Source organism: Kluyvera sp. STS39-E, from assembly GCF_040932435.1.
GTDB lineage: Bacteria > Pseudomonadota > Gammaproteobacteria > Enterobacterales > Enterobacteriaceae > Kluyvera.
The window spans coordinates 404,010-422,610 of the sequence record NZ_JBFQGA010000006.1; the positions used below are offsets into that span (position 1 = coordinate 404,010).

At 54.2% G+C, this 18,601-nt stretch carries 19 protein-coding genes; 10 read left to right on the forward strand and 9 right to left on the reverse strand.

Features of this window, described 5'->3' with window-relative positions; genetic code table 11:
* The first annotated feature begins 27 nt into the window (after positions 1-27).
* The 3 genes from AB4K05_RS15960 to rimL all read left to right on the forward strand — a co-directional run bounded on the left by AB4K05_RS15960 (position 28) and on the right by rimL (position 3,919).
* Positions 28-1,533: a carboxylesterase/lipase family protein gene (locus AB4K05_RS15960; protein WP_368480904.1), complete on the forward strand. Its 1,506-nt coding sequence runs from the start codon at positions 28-30 to the stop codon at positions 1,531-1,533.
* A 113-nt stretch (positions 1,534-1,646) separates the two neighbouring features.
* The gene (locus AB4K05_RS15965; protein WP_368480905.1) at positions 1,647-3,302 is read left to right on the forward strand and encodes a glucan biosynthesis protein D; all 1,656 of its coding nucleotides are present in this window, start codon (positions 1,647-1,649) and stop codon (positions 3,300-3,302) included.
* Positions 3,303-3,367: 65 nt separating this feature from the next.
* A complete protein-coding gene (gene rimL, locus AB4K05_RS15970) occupies positions 3,368-3,919 on the forward strand; it encodes a 50S ribosomal protein L7/L12-serine acetyltransferase (protein ID WP_368480906.1) in 552 nt (183 codons plus the stop codon).
* Here the strand turns inward: rimL and ydcK are convergent.
* A complete protein-coding gene (gene ydcK, locus AB4K05_RS15975; RefSeq protein ID WP_368480907.1) occupies positions 3,914-4,894 on the reverse strand; it encodes a YdcK family protein in 981 nt (326 codons plus the stop codon). The genes rimL and ydcK overlap by 6 nt on opposite strands.
* A 150-nt stretch (positions 4,895-5,044) precedes the next feature.
* On the opposite strand from ydcK, the gene AB4K05_RS15980 reads away from it, so the two are divergent.
* The 4 genes from AB4K05_RS15980 to AB4K05_RS15995 all read left to right on the forward strand — a co-directional run bounded on the left by AB4K05_RS15980 (position 5,045) and on the right by AB4K05_RS15995 (position 8,104).
* Entirely contained in the window at positions 5,045-5,632 is a 588-nt protein-coding gene (locus AB4K05_RS15980) for a LysE family translocator (RefSeq protein WP_368480967.1), read from the forward strand.
* 59 nt (positions 5,633-5,691) lie between these two features.
* A complete protein-coding gene (gene tehA / locus AB4K05_RS15985) occupies positions 5,692-6,693 on the forward strand; it encodes a dicarboxylate transporter/tellurite-resistance protein TehA (protein ID WP_368480908.1) in 1,002 nt (333 codons plus the stop codon).
* On the forward strand, positions 6,693-7,289 hold the full coding sequence (tehB, locus tag AB4K05_RS15990; protein ID WP_368480909.1) for a tellurite resistance methyltransferase TehB: 597 nt from the start codon (positions 6,693-6,695) through the stop codon (positions 7,287-7,289). The genes tehA and tehB overlap by 1 nt, the downstream gene beginning before the upstream one ends.
* Before the next feature lie 146 nt (positions 7,290-7,435).
* Positions 7,436-8,104 carry a DUF3313 domain-containing protein gene (locus AB4K05_RS15995; RefSeq protein WP_368480910.1) on the forward strand — a complete coding sequence of 223 codons (669 nt, stop codon included), beginning with the start codon at positions 7,436-7,438 and terminating at the stop codon, positions 8,102-8,104.
* A 60-nt stretch (positions 8,105-8,164) separates the two neighbouring features.
* Here AB4K05_RS15995 and AB4K05_RS16000 read toward each other — a convergent pair whose 3' ends face one another.
* Complete coding sequence (locus AB4K05_RS16000) at positions 8,165-9,064, reverse strand: DMT family transporter (protein ID WP_368480911.1); 900 nt, start codon at positions 9,062-9,064, stop codon at positions 8,165-8,167.
* A gap of 184 nt (positions 9,065-9,248) precedes the next feature.
* Between AB4K05_RS16000 and AB4K05_RS16005 the strand changes: the two genes are divergently transcribed.
* On the forward strand, positions 9,249-10,124 hold the full coding sequence (locus AB4K05_RS16005; RefSeq protein ID WP_368480912.1) for a helix-turn-helix domain-containing protein: 876 nt from the start codon (positions 9,249-9,251) through the stop codon (positions 10,122-10,124).
* Here the strand turns inward: AB4K05_RS16005 and AB4K05_RS16010 are convergent.
* Positions 10,101-11,309 carry a benzoate/H(+) symporter BenE family transporter gene (locus AB4K05_RS16010; RefSeq protein WP_368480913.1) on the reverse strand — a complete coding sequence of 403 codons (1,209 nt, stop codon included), beginning with the start codon at positions 11,307-11,309 and terminating at the stop codon, positions 10,101-10,103. The genes AB4K05_RS16005 and AB4K05_RS16010 overlap by 24 nt on opposite strands.
* A gap of 91 nt (positions 11,310-11,400) precedes the next feature.
* Here AB4K05_RS16010 and AB4K05_RS16015 point away from each other — a divergent pair, with 91 nt between their 5' ends.
* Together AB4K05_RS16015 and AB4K05_RS16020 are read left to right on the forward strand one after the other, a co-directional pair.
* Positions 11,401-11,976, forward strand: coding sequence for a helix-turn-helix domain-containing protein (locus tag AB4K05_RS16015; RefSeq protein ID WP_368480914.1), 576 nt, complete (start codon positions 11,401-11,403; stop codon positions 11,974-11,976).
* Positions 11,977-12,173: 197 nt separating this feature from the next.
* Positions 12,174-14,135, forward strand: coding sequence for a U32 family peptidase (locus AB4K05_RS16020; protein ID WP_368480915.1), 1,962 nt, complete (start codon positions 12,174-12,176; stop codon positions 14,133-14,135).
* A gap of 54 nt (positions 14,136-14,189) precedes the next feature.
* Here AB4K05_RS16020 and AB4K05_RS16025 read toward each other — a convergent pair whose 3' ends face one another.
* From AB4K05_RS16025 to AB4K05_RS16050, 6 genes are all read right to left on the reverse strand, one after another.
* Entirely contained in the window at positions 14,190-14,588 is a 399-nt protein-coding gene (locus AB4K05_RS16025) for a hypothetical protein (RefSeq protein ID WP_368480916.1), read from the reverse strand.
* A gap of 125 nt (positions 14,589-14,713) precedes the next feature.
* Positions 14,714-14,839: a DUF2474 domain-containing protein gene (locus tag AB4K05_RS16030; protein ID WP_368480917.1), complete on the reverse strand. Its 126-nt coding sequence runs from the start codon at positions 14,837-14,839 to the stop codon at positions 14,714-14,716.
* Positions 14,839-15,849: a cytochrome d ubiquinol oxidase subunit II gene (gene cydB, locus AB4K05_RS16035; protein ID WP_368480918.1), complete on the reverse strand. Its 1,011-nt coding sequence runs from the start codon at positions 15,847-15,849 to the stop codon at positions 14,839-14,841. The genes AB4K05_RS16030 and cydB overlap by 1 nt, the downstream gene beginning before the upstream one ends.
* Positions 15,846-17,246 carry a cytochrome ubiquinol oxidase subunit I gene (locus AB4K05_RS16040; RefSeq protein WP_368480919.1) on the reverse strand — a complete coding sequence of 467 codons (1,401 nt, stop codon included), beginning with the start codon at positions 17,244-17,246 and terminating at the stop codon, positions 15,846-15,848. The genes cydB and AB4K05_RS16040 overlap by 4 nt, the downstream gene beginning before the upstream one ends.
* Before the next feature lie 79 nt (positions 17,247-17,325).
* Positions 17,326-17,991: an anti-sigma factor gene (locus AB4K05_RS16045; protein ID WP_368480920.1), complete on the reverse strand. Its 666-nt coding sequence runs from the start codon at positions 17,989-17,991 to the stop codon at positions 17,326-17,328.
* On the reverse strand, positions 17,988-18,536 hold the full coding sequence (locus AB4K05_RS16050) for a sigma-70 family RNA polymerase sigma factor (protein WP_368480921.1): 549 nt from the start codon (positions 18,534-18,536) through the stop codon (positions 17,988-17,990). The genes AB4K05_RS16045 and AB4K05_RS16050 overlap by 4 nt, the downstream gene beginning before the upstream one ends.
* Positions 18,537-18,601: the final 65 nt, after the last annotated feature.

Genomic DNA, 18,601 nt, shown 5'->3' on the forward strand with positions numbered 1-18,601 from the left:
TGGATTGAAAGCAAAAAGGATATAGACATGCAGAATACCTCGACCCGGCTGGACACGCTACAGGGAACGTTATCAGGCGTAGTGGATGGGGATATTCATGTGTGGCGCGGCATTCCTTACGCCACGCCGCCGGTGGGCTCACTGCGCTGGCGAGCGCCTCAGCCGCTGAGCCCATGGACGGGTATCCGTCAATGCGACAGCTTTTCGGCGTCAAGCTGGCAAAACAGTGAATATTGCCAAGAACTGGGGGGAGGCGATCCGGGTCGTTTTAGTGAAGACTGCCTCTACCTTAACGTCTGGTCGCCAGCCGAACGTTCGACCACGCTGCCGGTCATGGTCTGGCTGCACGGTGGTGGATTTACCATCGGCGCGGGTGGCCTGCCGCCGTATGAAGGTAAAGCGCTGGCTCAGCGCGGCGTGGTGGTGGTGACGGTCAACTATCGCCTCGGGCATCTGGGCTTTTTTGCTCATCCGGCGCTGGAAGGCGAAGACGGCGAACGACTGTACAATTTTGGCTTAATGGATCAGATAGCCGCGCTGCGCTGGGTGCAGGAGAATATTGCTGGATTTGGCGGCGATCGTGACAACGTCACGTTATTCGGTGAATCGGCCGGTGCGCGCAGCGTGCTGTCGCTGATGACCTCACCAAAAGCGCAAGGGCTTTTCCACAAAGCGATTATCCAAAGTGGCTACACCTTACCTGATCTACCGCGAGAGGCTGCGCTTGCCCGTGGCGAACGCTTAGCCGAACACTTCAATCTCCCCAATGCCACGGCGCAAAGTCTGCGCGAATTGCCCGCCGATGTTTTCTGGTCTCTTGAATCTCCGCACAATACCGGGCCTGCGCCTATTGTTGGCGATGCGGTATTACCGCAGCCGATGCTGGATGTTTTCTTCGCCGGTAAGCAACATGCCATGCCGGTATTGGTGGGTTCCAACAGCGATGAAGCCAGCGTAATGGCGGTATTTGGCGTCGATCTTGCGGGTCAGATTGAGAAGTTACGCCGCGAGCGGCGCTTTGGCTTGGGGCTGATTAAACTGCTGTATCCGGGCGTGAAAGGTGATGAAGAGCTGGGCCGTCAGGTATGCCGGGATATGGCGTTTACCACCTTGGGCTATGTGGTGATGCAGGCGCAGCAGCGCGTCAACCAACCTTGCTGGCGCTACTGGTTTGATTATGTTGCCGAAGCCGAGCATCAGACCTATCCCCACGGCGCGTGGCACGGCAATGAAGTGCCTTATATATTCGATACTCTCGGGCAGATAACGCCGTCGCGCGACTATGTTACTGATGCCGACCTGACGTTTGCAGCAGCCATGGCAGACTATTGGGCGAGCTTTGCCCGTGATGCCAGCGCCAGCCATACCGTACTGGCAGGGCCGCTGCGTTGGCCGGCAGCGGTGCGCGGTCGGGATCGTTTGCTGCGTATGGGTTTGCACAAGCAGGCGGGATTCCGCGTGGAGAACCGCTTTATGCGCGCGCGCATGGCGCTGTTCAAACGGGTGATGAAGCATCATGTGAGCTTGGACTAGCAGATTTTGTTCGCTGACCAATTGGATTATCAGTCATTTTTGTCTAGAGTGGGCGCTTCAAACGCCGTTTTTATTTTGCAGCATTCCGACTTTAAAAGGACGCTTTGCCAGGCATGAATCGCAGACACTTTCTCAAATCTTCAATGGCCGTTGCCGCCGTGTGCGGTACCTCCGGTTTTGCATCGCTATTCTCCCAGGCCGCGCTGGCTCAGGAGTCCGATATCGCCGACGGCCAGACGCGTCGTTTTGATTTCAACGTCCTGCAATCCATGGCGCACGATCTGTCGCGTCAGCCGTGGAGCGGTGCACCGCGTGCGCTGCCGGATACGCTGGCAAAGCTGACCCCGCAGGCCTACAACAGTATTCAGTACGACGCCTCTCAGTCACTGTGGAACAACGTCAAAGAGCGCCAGCTCGATGTGCAGTTCTTCCATGTGGGCATGGGGTTCCGCCGTCGCGTGCGCATGTTCTCGCTGGATTCAGCCAGCCAGCAAGCCCGTGAAATTCATTTCCGTCCTGAACTGTTCCAGTACAACGACGCGGGCGTCGACACCAAGCAGCTCGAAGGCCAGACCGATCTCGGCTTTGCCGGGTTCCGCGTATTTAAAGCACCAGAACTGGCGCGCCGCGATATTGTTTCATTCCTCGGCGCCAGCTATTTCCGCGCGGTGGACAGCACCTATCAGTACGGTCTTTCCGCTCGCGGGCTGGCTATCGACACCTATACCGACAGCTTGGAAGAGTTCCCAGACTTTACCTCATTCTGGTTTGAAACCGCCAAACCGGGAGCGACCACCTTTACCGTCTATGCACTGCTCGACAGCGCCAGCGTTACCGGTGCCTACAAGTTCGTGGTGCACTGTGAAAAGGCCCAGGTGATTATGGATGTGGAAAACCACATCTATGCCCGTAAGGATATTAAGCAGTTGGGCATCGCACCGATGACCAGTATGTTCAGCTGCGGCAATAACGAACGCCGCGTTTGCGATACCATCCACCCGCAAATCCACGACTCAGACCGCTTGGCGATGTGGCTGGGCAACGGTGAGTGGATTTGCCGTCCTCTGAACAACCCGCAGAAGCTACAATTTAACGCCTATCAGGATAAAAACCCGAAAGGCTTTGGCCTGCTGCAATTGGATCGCGACTTCACCCACTATCAGGATGTCATGGGCTGGTATAACAAGCGCCCAAGCCTGTGGGTTGAGCCACGTAACCATTGGGGGAAAGGAGCCGTCAGCCTGATGGAAATTCCAACCACCGGTGAGACGCTGGATAACATCGTCTGCTTCTGGCAGCCGGAAAAACCGATGAAAGCCGGCGACACCATGGACTTCAGCTATCGCCTGTACTGGAGCGCCATGCCGCCAATCCGTTCACCGTTGGCCCGCGTGTTGGCGACCCGTACCGGTATGGGTAGCTTCCCGGAAGGTTGGGCGCCGGGCGAGCATTACCCGGAAAAATGGTCTCGTCGCTTTGCCATTGATTTTGTCGGCGGTGATTTAAAAGCGGCGGCACCGAAGGGCATCGAGCCTGTGATCACGCTTTCCAACGGCGAAGCAAAACAGATAGAAATCCTCTACGTCGAACCGTTCGATGGCTACCGCATTCTGTTCGACTGGTATCCGACCTCCGATTCGACCGACCCGGTGGATATGCGTCTGTTCCTGCGCTGTCAGGGTGATGCCATCAGCGAAACCTGGCTGTATCAATACTTCCCGCCGGCGCCTGATAAACGTCAATACGTCGACGACCGCATCATGAAGTAATGCCGCAATAACCCGGCCAAGCCTCGCTTTGCCGGGTTTTTTTATCTGAACGGAACCTCCTGAACATGACTCCCGCAGAAATCATTACCGTTAGCGAGACGCTGTCTCTGCAGGCCGTTAACGAAACACATATCGCCGCGCTGCATCAGTTAGTGCTAGAAAACAAAGACTGGCTACAGCACACGCTCAACTGGCCGCAGTTCGTCAACAGCGAGCAGGATACTCGGCAAAACGTGCAGGGCAATATGATGTTGCACCAGCGTGGCATCGCCAAAATGTTCCTCATTTTTAGTGATGAGCGTATGGTCGGCGTGCTCTCCTTTAACCAAATAGAACCGTCTAATAAGACGGGCTACATTGGCTATTGGCTAGATGAACATGCGCAGGGGAAAGGGATATTAACGGCGGCGCTACAGGCGTTTATCGATTATTACGCGGTACGCGGGGAGATCCGCCGCTTCGTGATTAAATGCCGGGTGGATAACCTGCGTAGCAATCAGGTCGCACTGCGTAATGGTTTCTCGTTGGAAGGGTGTTTACGCCAGGCTGAGTTCCTAAACGGAACGTTCCATGACCAGAACATCTACGCGCGCATTATCGACAAACCGGCGTTATAGCGCACCAAATAGCGGAGTGCGGATAATATGCTGCTCTCCGCTAAGCGATTTCCGCCCCCGCAGATGGATAGCCTCCCCGGGAAAAGCCTCGACCACCACGTTATCGGTTAAATCAATGTGATACTCGAGAATCACATCGCCAATAATCTGTACGTCCCCCTGCACCAACACATGATCGTCCAGCAGAATAGGGCCGCCGCGCAGTTTTGCATTGCCACCGACCAGCACGTGATGCTTAAGCAGGCAGTTTCCCTCAACCACCGCGCTTTCTGCCACCTGCGCGCTGTAGCGTAGCGTCGGGATCTCATCTTCGCCGAAACCAGCGATGATGTGGGCGTTGCCGTACACCTTCGCACAGTCGGAGACCCAGATATTGTTCTCTTCGTTGCCTTCCAGGCGAGCGTGGTCGTAAATTTCCGCCCGGTGTTCGACAAAGGCGTATTTAAGCCAAGCGTTGCCGTAAATCTGCGCCTGATGCACCACCCGGCAGTTGATGAGACGGGCGCTATCGTAAATTTGCAGCTCGCGATCACGTTCGGCGGTGAACCCTTTCGCGCCAATAATTTGGCTATGTTCGCCGATTCGCGCATGACCAAAGAGATGACAAACGCCATGCACCTGTGAGGCCTGTAGCGCGACCTGACCGCTCAGGCGAGCGTGATGGCTGACGCGGCTCGCATCGACCCAGGCGTTACCGCTTATTTGGGCGTGATGGCTGATTTCACAAGGCTGGGTCACGCGGGCATTGCCCTCCACCCGTGCGCCGGCATAGACCAGACTGTTCTCGTCGTAAATCCAGCAGTCACCATCGTGGCTGAGCGCTTGTTCATCTTCCAACCAACCACCGCGCATGCCAGCGGTGACGTCAGCAAAATCGCGCAGCGCGATAATCTGGCGCACCACGCGTTTTTCTTTAGCGCCAGGCTCGCCAATCTGAACGGTACGGGTATCTTCGCTTAGACGGTATTTGTTCATGATAGCCCCGGAAATATGCCTCGTTTTAACTGTAGCAAAACCTGACCATATCAGCCGTTTCTGCGGTATAACTGGGGGCTCTTAACATGATAAAAATCGGGAGTTAACAGGGTGATTTCAAGTCTCATTGCTATTGCAGCCGTATTAATCATGGGCGTCATGAGCCCAGGGCCAAGCTTTATTTATGTGGCGCGAACCGCCGTGGTGCACTCGCGTCTGCACGGTCTAATGACGGCGCTAGGAACCGGCATCGGAGCCAGCGTGTTTGCCATCATGGCGATGTTAGGGCTGCAAAGGGTGCTGAATGCGGTGCCTGAATTGTTTATTGGCCTGAAAATCGCCGGTGGCGCTTATCTTATCTGGATGGGCATTAAGATTTTTCGTGGCGCTCGTCAACCGATGGCAATTGCGCTCGGCGGCGAGGCGACAACCATGTCGCTATGGAATGCGTTTCGCAATGGGCTTCTTACCCAGTTGAGTAACCCGAAAACGGCGATTGTGTTTGCTTCCATCTTTACCGCGCTGCTGCCAACCCATATCCCCACGGCGTTCTACTATATTGTACCGGTGATGAGTTTTGTGATTGATGCAGGATGGTATTCGCTGGTGGCGTTTTTACTGTCGGCGGAAAAGCCGCGCCGTGTCTATCTGCGAGTGAAAGGGGCGGTGGATAGGACTTCTGCCACTATCTTGGGGATTCTTGGTTGCAAGCTGATTGTTACCTCTTTTTCTCGCTAGCGCAGCAGTAAAGAATCATTTAAAATGCAACTTAAATAATATTTGAAATTATAAACTAAATGCATAAAAAAGAAGATGAAGCCCGAGTGCTCAATCTCCCTGCGGGTTATTTTGGCATGGTGTTGGGGACTATCGGTATGGGCTTTGCTTGGCGCTATGCCAGCACGATTCTGCCGGTCAGCCATGCGATTGGCGATGGGCTAGTGATTTTGGCTATCGTCATGTGGTCACTGCTCACGCTATCGTTCGTGACCCGAGCGGTACGTTTTCCCTATAGCCTCTGGCAGGAGATGAACCATCCGATTGCCAGCAGCTTTGTGAGTTTGTTTCCTGCCACGACGATGCTGGTCGCCATCGGCGTCACGCCGTGGTCGCGCCCGCTGGCGTTATCCCTGTTTAGCGTGGGCGTCGTGCTTCAGCTGTGCTACGCCGCGTGGCAAACCGCCGGTCTGTGGCGCGGGGAACATCCTGCCGAGGCGACGACGCCGGGGCTCTATCTGCCAACCGTGGCGAACAACTTTATCAGCGCGATGGCCTGCGGTGCGCTCGGCTTTAACGACGCCGGACTGGTGTTTTTAGGTGCGGGCATCATCTCTTGGATAACGCTGGAGCCGGCTATTGTGCAGCGTCTGCGTAGCGGCGGCACGCTGTCGGTACCGCTGCGCACGTCGCTGGGTATTCAACTCGCACCCGCGCTGGTGGCCTGTAATGCCTGGCTTAGCGTCAATGGTGGCCACGCAGATGTCTTCGCCAAAATGCTGTTCGGCTACGGGTTGCTGCAACTGCTGTTTATGCTGCGCCTGATGCCTTGGTATCTCCGCCAGGCATTTAATGCGTCGTTCTGGAGCTTCTCGTTCGGCATATCCGCGCTGGCGTCCACCGGCCTGCATCTAGGCCACGCCAGCGGTGCGGGCTTTTTCCATAATCTGGCGCTGCCGCTGTTTATTTTTACCAATATCGTAATTGGCCTGCTGCTGTTAAGAACGCTGCTGTTGCTGGTTCAAGGCAAACTCTTGACCCGTGTTGCACGGTCGACACTGATGAAACCGAAGGATGAATAATGACCACTTGTGATGAAAACTACTTCACCGACAAATATGGTATGACCCGTACCCATTCCGATGTGGTGCATGCGGCGACCATCGTTAAGCCGGGAAAAACGCTCGATCTGGGTTGCGGCAACGGCCGTAACAGCCTGTATCTCGCGGCCAATGGCTATGATGTGACGGCGTGGGATAAAAACCCGATGAGCATTCAGAATTTGCTGTCGATTCGTGAAGCTGAAGGGCTGGAGAACCTGCAGGCATCCATTAAGGATCTCAATACGTTAACCTTTGATGGCGAGTTCGATTTTATCCTCTCCACCGTGGTGATGATGTTTCTGGAAGCGAAAACCATTCCCGGTCTTATCGCCAATATGCAGCGCTGCACGAGACCAGGCGGCTATAACCTGATCGTGGCGGCAATGGATACCGATGATTTCCCATGCACCGTGGGATTCCCGTTTGCGTTTAAAACCGGTGAGCTGAAAAACTATTATGCCGGCTGGGATCTACTGAAATACAACGAAGATGTGGGTGAACTGCACCGCACCGATGAAAACGGTAACCGTATCAAATTACGCTTTGCGACGATGCTGGCACGTAAGCAATTATAATTGGCATTTATATAACGGGCGGAAGCCCGTTATTTGCTGAATCATTTTTATTAATATTGAGATCGACAGCTATTTTTGCCACAACAAAAACCTGATTCCTTTGCTATAACTAACTGGCATCTATGCATTTATCAGGGATTATTCTCATGCGTACTCAAACGTTTTTCAAAGCGGCAGCCCTTGTGGGCATGCTGGCATTAGCCGGTTGTGCATCAAAGACCACGACAAAAGAACAATACTCCGGTTTTTTAAAAGATTATTCAGGCCTCAAAGAAATAACCACGCCGTCAGGAAAAACTGAGCTGCGTTGGATCTCTCCAGATTACAACCCGAATAACTACACCAACGTTGTCTATAACCCGGTGACCTATTATCCGGTGCCGAAACCGACGACGCAGGTTGGGCAAAAGGCGCTGTCAGATATCCTAACTTACACCAACACCCAGCTTAAGAAAGCCATCAGTGAACGCAAGCCGCTGGTCACGACCGCCGGTCCGCACAGCCTGATTTTCCGTGGCGCTATTACTGCGGTTGACTCCAGCAAAGAAGGATTGCAGTTCTACGAAGTGATCCCGATTGCGATGGTTGTCGCCGGAACCGAGGCCGCGACGGGACACCGCACGATGAATACCGACCTTTATTTTGAAGGTGAAGTGATTGATGCGGCGACCAATAAGCCGGTGATTAAAGTCGTACGTAAGGGCGAAGGCAAAGATTTGTCTAACTCTGATTCGCAGTTGACGCTCGATACGCTGAAGCAGGTGATTGATGATATGGCGATTGACGCAGTTAAATTTGAACTGAACCAGCATTAATTTGAATTAATCCCCGTCTAAAGAGAGGGGGCGGCAAATATCTGCCGCCCCTTTCTGTTTTTAAGCTCGACTGGCAAACGGAACTCGCCAGAGCTGAGGTTTAGCGAACATCACCAAATTGCCCAGCAGAATCAAGACCAGCCCGATAATGGCATTGGCATGCCATTGGTAGCCTTCATAAATCGTCGAAAGCGTCAGCGCGACCAGCGGAAACAGTAGCGTACTGTAAGCCGCATTGCTGGCGCCAATTCGCCCGACTAGCGTGAAATAAACGCCAAACGCAATAACTGAACCGAAAATGGCCAGATACAACAGCGCTCCCACGTAGCTAACCGTCCACTGTATGCTGAAGTTGTCGCCGCGCAGCAGAGCGATAACGCCGATAATGGCGGTGCCGTACAGCATGGCCCAGGTGTTGGTGGTCAGCGTTTCCAGTCCGCGACGCTGGTGACGCATACTGAGCATATTGCCTAATGAAAAACCGTAGGTGCCCAGCGCGCTGAGCAGGATCCCAGCCAATAAGGTGCTGCTCATACCAACGGAGCGTAGGTCTTGCCAGAACAGAATGATAATTCCCGCCAACCCCAGCAGGGCGGCAAAGTAGAAGCGCTTAGGCGGCGTCTGACGATAAAACAGGAAGCTGTTGATGGCGTTAAATAACACCGCCATTGAGAAGATAACGGACTCCAGCCCGGTGTTAATCCACTTCGCTGCGGTGTAAAAACACAAGAAGTTAAAGCCGAAAACGCAGCAGCCCTGCAACATGCAAAACAGATGATCGCGCAGCGTCAGCGGGCGCAAACGGCGTAGGCACAACAAAATGGTCAGCATGGTGACGCTGGCAATAGCGAAACGCCAGAAAATGGACACTGCTTCTGGCACCGGACCTTGTTGTAAGAAAATGGCAATCCAAGTGGTTCCCCAGATAACTACCACCAAAGCATAAAGCAACGCGTTCATAATACCCCACGGCAAAAACGATAATGCATTGAGTCTGGCGCGATGGCGATGCGGGCGCTTGCACAAGGTTGCCAACGACTTGCATATTCTTGCGGTTTTTTATCAGCGCTAACGCGCACAGTGCTGGAATCCCGGCGGCTCACGCTCTAGACTGGCGCAATAGATATTTGTGGCAGATATGTTAATGACCCACTCCTACGCGACCTTTGAACGATTAAAAAGTCAGAATGCTGTTCTGAGGGAGACCGTTGCGCTGAATTCTGGGATCCAACTGGCTGCCTGGTACAATAAATGCGACAACCTGACGGTACAAAGCGATCACCACACGTTGAGCCTGTATGTGGCAGATGGTTATGAAAGCTATCAAAAAACGCCGCACGGCTGGAAAAATGGCGGAGGACCGGATCGTTTTTGCCTGATGCCGCAAGACAGCGAATCCACGTGGGATATTCGCGGCGATCTGTCGTTTGTGCATCTTTATTGCACCGAGGAGCACCTGCGTAAGGTTGGTGAGCAGGTGTGGGACCGCAGCCCGGCGTCGCTCAGCTTGGATGAACAGATATTTGGTAGTGATGAGAAAATAACGTTGCTCTATCGCCAGTTCCTGTTGAGCTATGACTGGCAGCAGGCGGCTAATCAACTGACGTTAAGCAGCGCCAGCACGCTGCTTTTGACCCATCTGTTGCAGAACTATGCCAACGTCAATTGGCGGCTACCGACCGTGACCGGCGGCCTGTCACCCGGCGTACTGCGCAACACGCTGGAGTTTATCGATGCTCAGCTCGCTCAGCCGTTGACACTGGCGGATTTGGCAGCCCAGGCGAGTCTCAGCGAATATCACTTTGCCCGTATGTTTCGGCAGTCGGTCGGGCTTGCGCCGCATCAGTATGTGATGCAGCGACGGATGGACCGAGCGCAGCAGCAGGTGCGTGATACCACGCTGCCGCTGACCGAGATTGCGCTCAACTGCGGATTTAGCTCCGCCAGCCACTTTAGCAACCGTTTTAAAGCGGCTATCGGTACCACGCCTTCCCAGCTACGCCTTGCGCTTTCTCGATAACAGCGCAAAGCTTATTCCGCCAATCACTAATCCCCAGAATGCGGAACCTATACCGCCAAGCGTGATGCCGCTGGCGGTGACCAAAAATGTCACCAGCGCCGCGTCGCGTTCATCTGCGACGTTGAGCGACCCAAACAGACTGCCGCCAAGTGTACCCAGCAGTGCCAACCCAGCGAGCATCTGGATCCACACGGTAGGCAGCGCCGCCATCAGCGCGGTAATGGAACCGCCAAAAATCCCCGCGATGAGATAGAAAACACCAGCTGCTGCCGCGGCCTGCCAGCGTTTTTGTGGGTCGGGATGGGCATCCGGGCTTTGGCAGATGGCGGCGGTGATGGCGGCGATGCAGACGGAGTAGACGCCAAAAGGTGCCAGCAATAGGCCAAACGCGCCGCTGATGACGATTAATGGCGACACCGGCACGTGATAGCCAGAGGCCTGGAGAGTGGCAAGACCCGGCGCATTTTGTGAAGCCATGGTCACCAAGAAGAACGGAATACCGATACTGAGCAACTGGGTGACGGAGAAGTGGGGGGAGATAAACTGTGGCAGAACCACGGCCATGCTTAATGAATCAGTGACAACGTCACCTTTTAGCATCGCCACAACGGTCCCGACCGCAAGCGCGGCCACCACCGCATAGCGTGGGGCAATTGCTTTAAACAGCAACCATGCCACCAACATGCTGCCACAAAGCAGTAAATGCCCTTGTAGCGTGGCAAACGCCTCAAGACCAAACCGCAGCAGAATGCCGGCCAACATGGCGGCGGCAAGCGAATGAGGGATAAGCTTCATCAGCTTGGCGAACCAGCCGGTAAGTCCGCACAGAACAATCAGCGCATTGGCAAAGATAAAAATGCCTACCGCATCATTGAGCGTGGCGCCCTGTAAACTGCCCACTAGCAGGGCGGCACCCGGAGTCGACCAGGCGGTTAAAATAGGGACTTTGCGCCACAGGGTGAGCACCAGCGTGCTCACGCCCATCGCGAGCCCCAGCGCCGTCATCCAGCCTGAGATTTGCAGTGCGTTGGCTCCAGCCGCAGCCGCAGCCTGCCAGATGATGGCGGCGGAGCTGGCATAGCCCACCAGTACGGCGACAAAACCCGCCAGCAGAGTTGGAAAAGGAACGAAAGCAGGAAGCATGATGATTCTCTTGTGCGTTATAGCATCCAATGAGTCTAGCATTGTGCGTTATAGCGCACAATGGTGGCAATTGCATTGCTAAGTGGCTTGCTGCGTGGGGTATACTGACATCATGCAATCAGACGGAGGTGGAATGAATATTGCGCAACATCTTGCTGCAACGCTGAAAACTCTGCGTCAGCAGCGCGGTTGGAGCCTGTCTAAGCTGGCGGAACAAACCGGCGTATCGAAGGCGATGCTGGGGCAAATTGAACGTAACGAATCCAGCCCTACGGTGGCCACATTATGGAAAATCGCCACCGGTCTGAACGTCCCATTTTCGGTGTTTATTACGCCGCCGGAATCAAACGGTGAACAAGCCTTTGATCCGCAGCAGCAAGCGATGGTGGTCACCCCGGTCTTCCCTTGGGACCCTGAACTGTGCTTTGACCATTTCTCCATTACCCTCGCTCCGGGTGCGCTAAGCGAATCGACGCCGCATGAAAAAGGGGTGATTGAGCACGTAGTAGTGATAAGCGGCACGCTGGATATGTTTGTGGAAGGACAATGGCAACCGCTATACGCCGGGGCAGGCTTACGCTTTGCAGGCGATCTGGCTCACGCTTACCGTAACAGCGGCGAGCAGACGGCGCACTTTCACTCTATTATCCATTACCCCAAAGAAAAAGCCGCAGGCAAGCCTGCGGCAAATCACGACAATGAACCATAACGTGGCCGTTACGAGGAAGTCCGGAATACGGCACCGACTCTATCGCAGTGCCGCCGTTGGTGGAAATGCCGAATTCGGTAATAGGTTGTTGAAAATAAGCTATTCGTGATGAGTTCTAGGGGAAATTATTCCGTCTATCGTGGCTTCTGGTTACAATAGACTGACATTTAGTGTGCCTATTGGATGATCCCGATTGTATGTCCCAGCCCAACGCGCATCTTGAACTCCTAAGCCCCGCCCGCGATACGGCGATTGCTCGTGAAGCCATTCTCCACGGTGCAGACGCCGTGTATATTGGCGGCCCCGGTTTTGGCGCCCGACATAACGCCAGCAACAGCCTGCAGGATATTGCAGAACTGGTGCCATTTGCCCACCGTTACGGGGCAAAAATCTTCATTACCCTGAATACTATTTTGCACGATGATGAACTGGAACCGGCGCAGCGGTTGATTACTCAACTGTATGAAACCGGCGTCGATGCGCTGATTGTTCAGGACATGGGCATTTTGCAGCTTGATATCCCGCCCATTGAACTGCACGCCAGTACCCAATGCGATATCCGCAGTGTGGAAAAAGCCAAATTCCTCTCTGACGTCGGATTCAGCCAGATTGTGTTGGCGCGCGAGTTGAACCTCGCGCAGATAAAAGCAATTCACGCCGCCACGGATGCCACGATTGAGTTCTTTATCCACGGCGCGCTGTGCGTGGCGTACTCTGGGCAGTGCAATATCTCCCACGCCCAAACCGGGCGCAGCGCCAACCGTGGCGATTGCTCGCAGGCCTGCCGTTTGCCGTACACCCTGAAAGATGGCGACGGTCGCGTGGTAGCTTTTGAAAAACATCTCTTGTCGATGAAAGACAACGATCAGACCGCCAACCTCGGCGCGCTAATCGACGCCGGCGTGCGCTCCTTCAAAATTGAAGGGCGCTACAAAGACATGAGTTACGTGAAGAACATCACCGCCCATTACCGGCAAATGCTCGATTCCCTGATTGAATCGCGCGGTAATTTTTCACGTTCTTCCGCAGGACGCACGGAACATTTCTTTATCCCGTCGACGGATAAAACCTTCCACCGTGGCAGCACCGATTACTTTGTTAATGAACGGCAGATGAATATCGGGGCGTTCGATTCGCCAAAATTTGTTGGGCTACCGGTAGGGGAAGTGCTGAAGGTCAACAAAGATACGCTGGACGTCGCGGTGAGCGAACCGCTGGCTAACGGCGATGGCCTAAACGTGCTGATTAAACGTGAAGTGGTCGGTTTTCGCGCCAATACGGTAGAGAAAATTGGCGAAAACCGCTATCGCGTGAAGCCCAACGAAATGCCCATCGATCTGCACAAAGTCCGTCCTAATCAGGTGCTGAACCGCAACCTTGACCACAACTGGCAGCAGGCGCTGCAAAAAACGTCCAGCGAGCGGCGGGTTGCCGTCGACATCGTGCTTTCCGGCTGGCGCGAACAACTGGTGCTGACGTTAACCAGCGAAGAGGGCGTTTGCGTAAGCCATATGCTCGACGGCGAATTTGCCATTGCCAACAATGGCGAAAAAGCGCGTCAGCAGTTGCATGACGGCATTAGCAAACTGGGGCAAACCCTTTACTATCCGCGCAGCGTTGACGTTATGCTGCCTGAAGCGCTATTTGTACCGAACAGCCTGCTCAATCAGCTGCGCCGTGAAACGGTGGAGATGCTCGACATCGCGCGCCTCGAAGCCTATCGCCGTGGTGAGCGTAAAGTGGTTGCGTATCCGGCGCCGGTTTATCCGGACAATCATTTAAGCTTCCTCGCCAACGTTTATAATCATAAAGCGCGTGAATTTTATCATCGCTATGGCGTACAGCTGATTGATGCAGCATATGAAGCGCATCAGGAAAAAGGCGACGTGCCGGTGATGATCACCAAACACTGCCTGCGCTTTGCGTTTAATCTCTGTCCGAAGCAGGCGAAAGGGTCAATAAAAAGCTGGAAAGCCACGCCGATGCAGTTGGTTAACGGTGATGAAGTGCTGACGCTGAAGTTTGACTGCCGTCCGTGCGAAATGCATGTCATTGGCAAGATGAAAAATCACATTCTAAAGATGCCGCTGCCGGGAAGCGTGGTGGCATCGGTGAGCCCGGACGAATTGCTTAAGACGTTGCCAAAGCGGCGAGGGTAAGCGGGGCACAAATGAAAAGGCCGGAAAGTGGTGACACTCTCCGGCCTTTTTTAATTAGCTACGCGGCGCGTCTTTTGGTGGCAGTTTGTTGTCGCCGTCGTGTTTTGGCGGCTGGCCTTTGCCATCGTGCTGCTGACCTTTGTTGTCATGCTGCGGCTGGCCTTTGCCATCGTGCTGCTGACCTTTGTTGTCATGCTGCGGCTGGCCTTTGCCATCGTGCTGCTGACCTTTGTTGTCGCGCGGCGGCTGGTTTTTGCCGTCATGCTGCTGACCTTTGTCGTCACGTTGCGGCTGGCCTTTACCATCGTGCTGCTGGCCTTTGTTGTCGTGCGACGGATGGCCGTTTTGCTGCTGTTCCACCGGCGGTTTTCTTGGCGGCTGTTGTTCAGCGGCAAATGCAGTTGAACACAGACCCATTGCCAGAATGGCGGATAATGCCACTAATTTTTTCATCACGTACTCCAATCATTGCTTTCGTGTGAGGCCTAGTTGGCGCGCAAATCATGGAGCAATTGTGAAGAACGGCCTGAATTAGGAAGTCTCTGAGATTATTGACCAATCAATAACCGCTGCCACCTTCAGGACTTAAACCCGGCGGCGTTCATCAGCACGCGAAACAGTCCGCCCACTACCGTCAACGCCAACACGCTGCCGCCCCAAAGGACAACCAGCCAGAAAATTCGTGAAACCCAAGGATTTTTCATCAGTGATAGCCCTCATCCTGCGGCACTTTGCCGCGAAAAACGTAGTAGCTCCAGAAGGTGTAAACCAGAATGACCGGAATAATAAATAGCGCGCCAATCAGCATGAATTCCTGACTCTGTACCGGCGCGGCAGCCTGCCAAAGCGTGATAGACGGCGGGATGATCGCCGGCCAAATACTGATGCCAAGGCCGCTGAATCCGAGAAACACCAACACCAGAGTGAGAATAAACGGCTGATTGTGGCTGGAATCACGGCCAAGATGTCTCCACAACAGGGTGCTCGCGACGATTACCAGCAGGGGAACCGGCAGCAGATAGTAGAGATTTGGCAGGCTAAACCAGCGCTGGGCAATCTGGTGATGGAGTAGCGGCGTCCATAGGCTTATCACGGCGATAACGGCCAGCAGTACCAGCAGCAGACTGCGCGCGCTGCGACGCATGGTATTTTGTAGCGTTGATTCACTTTTCATTACCAACCAAGTGGCGCCCAGCAACGCGTAAGCGATAACCAGTCCCAGACCGCAAAACAGGGTAAACGGTGTCAACCAGTCGAATGGGCCGCCGCTGTATGCGCGTCCGCTGACCTCAAAGCCATTGATCACCGCCCCGACCACGATCCCTTGGCAGAAGGTGGCGAGAATAGACCCACCCATAAAGGCGTTATCCCAGAAGGGACGATGCGATGGAGTGGCGTTGAAGCGGAATTCAAAGGCGACGCCGCGGAAAATCAGCCCCACCAGCATCAGCGTTAAAGGAATAGTGAGCGCATCGATGATGACGGCGTAAGCCAGTGGGAATGCGCCAAACAAACCTGCGCCACCGAGTACCAGCCAGGTTTCGTTACCGTCCCAGACCGGGGCTACGCTGTTAACCATCAGGTCGCGATCTTTCGCGTCGCGGGTAAAGGGAAACAGGATGCCTATCCCTAAATCAAAACCATCCATGACGATATACATCAGAGTGGCAAAGACAATAATCACAAACCAGATAATGGAGAGGTCGAGGCTCATGCGCGGTCCTCCTTTTGAGAAATAGGGGTCATGGCCGCAGATAGCGGACGCGCGGCGGTGCCGTGTGGTGCCTCATTGAAGGGCTGCGGTCCTTTGCGGATCAGCCGAACCATGTAGCTGTAGCCGACGCCGAACACCGAGGTATAGACCACAAAGAACGCCAGCAGGCTCACGCTCATATGCAGGTCACCGTGAGCGGAGACCGCATCTACCGTGCGCTGTAGGCCATAAACCACCCACGGCTGGCGACCCACTTCGGTGGTAACCCAGCCCGCGAGGATGGCCACCAGTCCCGATGGCCCCATCAGCAGGGCAAACCACAGGAATGGACGCGAGGTGTAAAGCGTCTGCTTTTTGCGTAACCACAGCGCGATCATGCCTAACAGCAGCATCAGCATGCCCAGCCCCGTCATAATGCGGAATGACCAGAACACGATGGTGGAATTAGGGCGGTTTTCAGGTGCGAATTCTTTGAGTGCTGGAACCTGTTTATCCAGACTGTGGGTGAGGATCAGGCTGCCGAGCGCCGGGATCTCAAGACCAAAACGGGTTCGCTCCTGTTGCATATCAGGCCAGCCGAACAGCAGCAGTGGGGTCGGTTCACCCGGTACGTTTTGCCAATGGCCCTCAATGGCCGCAATTTTGGCCGGCTGGTGCTTAAGAGTATTTAGCCCGTGCATATCGCCAACCATCGCCTGAATCGGCGCGACGATAAGCGTCATCCACAGTGACATGGAGAACATAATGCGGATGGCCGGCGTTTGATTGCCGCGCAGTAGATGCCATGCCGCGGACGCGCCGACGAACAGCGCGCTGCTCAGAAACGCGGCGATAGACATGTGGAACAGGCGATAGGGGAACGACGGGTTAAATATCACCGCAAACCAGTCTACCGGCACCACCTGACCGTTAACAATTTCATACCCTTGCGGCGTTTGCATCCAGCTATTTGAGGCCAAGATCCAAAACGTTGAGATGATGGTTCCTAGTGCCACCATGCAGGTGGCGAAGAAGTGCAGCCCTGGCCCCACACGGTTCCAGCCAAACAGCATCACGCCAAGAAAACCGGCTTCAAGGAAAAAGGCGGTTAGCACCTCATAGGTTAAGAGCGGCCCGGTAATGCTGCCTGCAAACTGGGAAAAACCGCTCCAGTTGGTACCGAACTGATAGGCCATCACCAGCCCGGAAACGACGCCCATGCCGAAGTTGACGGCAAAAATTTTCGACCAAAACTGATACAGCGAACGCCAAACCGGGTTGCGGGTTTTAAGCCATATCCCTTCCAACACCGCCAAATAGCTGGCAAGGCCGATGGTAATAGCGGGGAAGATAATGTGAAACGAAACGGTAAACGCAAACTGTATTCGCGCGAGGTGAAACGCATCAAGACCGAACATGCAAACTCCGTAGAGATTAAAAACTCGGTCTTGATTCTAAAGTCTGCCTGCGCTGTCTTGCAGAGACAGTCGGCTGTTATTAATCCATAACAGTTTTGCCCATGTAGACGATTGGCCCTGAAGGCCCAACGAGTGGTGAACCGCCAACCGGTTCAAGGCTGACTGCCAGCGTCGTTTGATTATCCAGCATATTTGCCGCCAGCTGGAATTCATTGCTGCCCCGTTCGGTAATCAACCCAATGGATTGAGGCGGTTCATGCCCTTTAATCAGCCACAGCTGTAGGTTTTTGGCCTGAGGCAGGACGACATTAAGTGACGACACCCGAAGAAGGCGGGCTGATTTGTCGAGGCTGACGATAAACTGGGCGTCAGACTGCGTTCCGTTCAGTACTGCGACGGGGCGCATTTCAACGGAAGAATCGGGTTGTCTCACCACGTTAAAGATAAGGATGCCAGCGAGGGCGGCAGCAAGTGACCAGCCGAGCCACGCAGCGGGGCGTAACGGCGTTGTGGTCCGAGTGTCGTGATTCACTTTGTGCGATATTTTCTGCCAGATTTCAGGCGATGGCACACTTTCTTCGGTGATGGCATCAATACCGCTGAATGCTTTTTGCCAGTGCAATACCTGTTTTGCAAAGGCATCATCTTCATTCATGCGTCGGTCGAGCAACTGGCGCGTCGGCGCATCCACCAGTCCGAGGACATATTCGGCGGCAAGGATGGCATCGTTTTCCTGCGTATTCATAGGCCAATGCACTCCCGAAGGTGAATTAACGCACGTCGGATCCAGCTTTTCACCGTACCTTCCGGTTGGCTCAAGGAGAGTGCAATCTCAGTTTGAGACAACCCACGGTAGTAGGCCAGGGCGATGCTTTGGCGCTGTTCAGAGGGCAAATGTTCCATGCAGTGGTGAAGCCGTTTTGCTTCATCGGGAACATCGTCCGCGGTCAGCGGTCGCTGCGACATCTCTTCTGCTTCATCGATATCGTCTACCGAACAGCAACGATTCTCGTGTTTACGCAGATAATCAATCGCGCGGTTTCGTGCAATATGATTGAGCCATATTTGCGGTTCGCTGCGCTGCGCGTCGTAATACAGGGCACATTGCCAGATTTGAATAAAGGTATCGTGGAGGATCTCTTCGGCCCAATCGCGGCGTCTGACAATACGCAAAATAATACCGAATAACCGGGGTGATATCGTTTTATAAAGCAGTTCCAGCGCCTGTTTATCACCACAGGCTATCTGGCTCATTAATCCTGCATGGATCTGCGCCGAATGTGTTGTCATTAGTGTCCCTAATAAAGGTGCAGCCACAGACTGGGTGGCTGCACCAAGTATAGGCAACGATAGAC

What these genes read in the sequence shown, in the direction of transcription:
- AB4K05_RS15960 (WP_368480904.1), top strand. Translation starts at nt 28, where the DNA reads ATGCAGAATACCTCGACCCGGCTGGACACGCTACAGGGAACGTTATCA.
- AB4K05_RS15965 (WP_368480905.1), top strand. Translation starts at nt 1,647, where the DNA reads ATGAATCGCAGACACTTTCTCAAATCTTCAATGGCCGTTGCCGCCGTG.
- rimL (WP_368480906.1), top strand. Translation starts at nt 3,368, where the DNA reads ATGACTCCCGCAGAAATCATTACCGTTAGCGAGACGCTGTCTCTGCAG.
- ydcK (WP_368480907.1), bottom strand. Translation starts at nt 4,894, where the DNA reads ATGAACAAATACCGTCTAAGCGAAGATACCCGTACCGTTCAGATTGGC.
- AB4K05_RS15980 (WP_368480967.1), top strand. Translation starts at nt 5,045, where the DNA reads ATGGGCGTCATGAGCCCAGGGCCAAGCTTTATTTATGTGGCGCGAACC.
- tehA (WP_368480908.1), top strand. Translation starts at nt 5,692, where the DNA reads ATGCATAAAAAAGAAGATGAAGCCCGAGTGCTCAATCTCCCTGCGGGT.
- tehB (WP_368480909.1), top strand. Translation starts at nt 6,693, where the DNA reads ATGACCACTTGTGATGAAAACTACTTCACCGACAAATATGGTATGACC.
- AB4K05_RS15995 (WP_368480910.1), top strand. Translation starts at nt 7,436, where the DNA reads ATGCGTACTCAAACGTTTTTCAAAGCGGCAGCCCTTGTGGGCATGCTG.
- AB4K05_RS16000 (WP_368480911.1), bottom strand. Translation starts at nt 9,064, where the DNA reads ATGAACGCGTTGCTTTATGCTTTGGTGGTAGTTATCTGGGGAACCACT.
- AB4K05_RS16005 (WP_368480912.1), top strand. Translation starts at nt 9,249, where the DNA reads ATGACCCACTCCTACGCGACCTTTGAACGATTAAAAAGTCAGAATGCT.
- AB4K05_RS16010 (WP_368480913.1), bottom strand. Translation starts at nt 11,309, where the DNA reads ATGCTAGACTCATTGGATGCTATAACGCACAAGAGAATCATCATGCTT.
- AB4K05_RS16015 (WP_368480914.1), top strand. Translation starts at nt 11,401, where the DNA reads ATGAATATTGCGCAACATCTTGCTGCAACGCTGAAAACTCTGCGTCAG.
- AB4K05_RS16020 (WP_368480915.1), top strand. Translation starts at nt 12,174, where the DNA reads ATGTCCCAGCCCAACGCGCATCTTGAACTCCTAAGCCCCGCCCGCGAT.
- AB4K05_RS16025 (WP_368480916.1), bottom strand. Translation starts at nt 14,588, where the DNA reads ATGAAAAAATTAGTGGCATTATCCGCCATTCTGGCAATGGGTCTGTGT.
- AB4K05_RS16030 (WP_368480917.1), bottom strand. Translation starts at nt 14,839, where the DNA reads ATGAAAAATCCTTGGGTTTCACGAATTTTCTGGCTGGTTGTCCTTTGG.
- cydB (WP_368480918.1), bottom strand. Translation starts at nt 15,849, where the DNA reads ATGAGCCTCGACCTCTCCATTATCTGGTTTGTGATTATTGTCTTTGCC.
- AB4K05_RS16040 (WP_368480919.1), bottom strand. Translation starts at nt 17,246, where the DNA reads ATGTTCGGTCTTGATGCGTTTCACCTCGCGCGAATACAGTTTGCGTTT.
- AB4K05_RS16045 (WP_368480920.1), bottom strand. Translation starts at nt 17,991, where the DNA reads ATGAATACGCAGGAAAACGATGCCATCCTTGCCGCCGAATATGTCCTC.
- AB4K05_RS16050 (WP_368480921.1), bottom strand. Translation starts at nt 18,536, where the DNA reads ATGACAACACATTCGGCGCAGATCCATGCAGGATTAATGAGCCAGATA.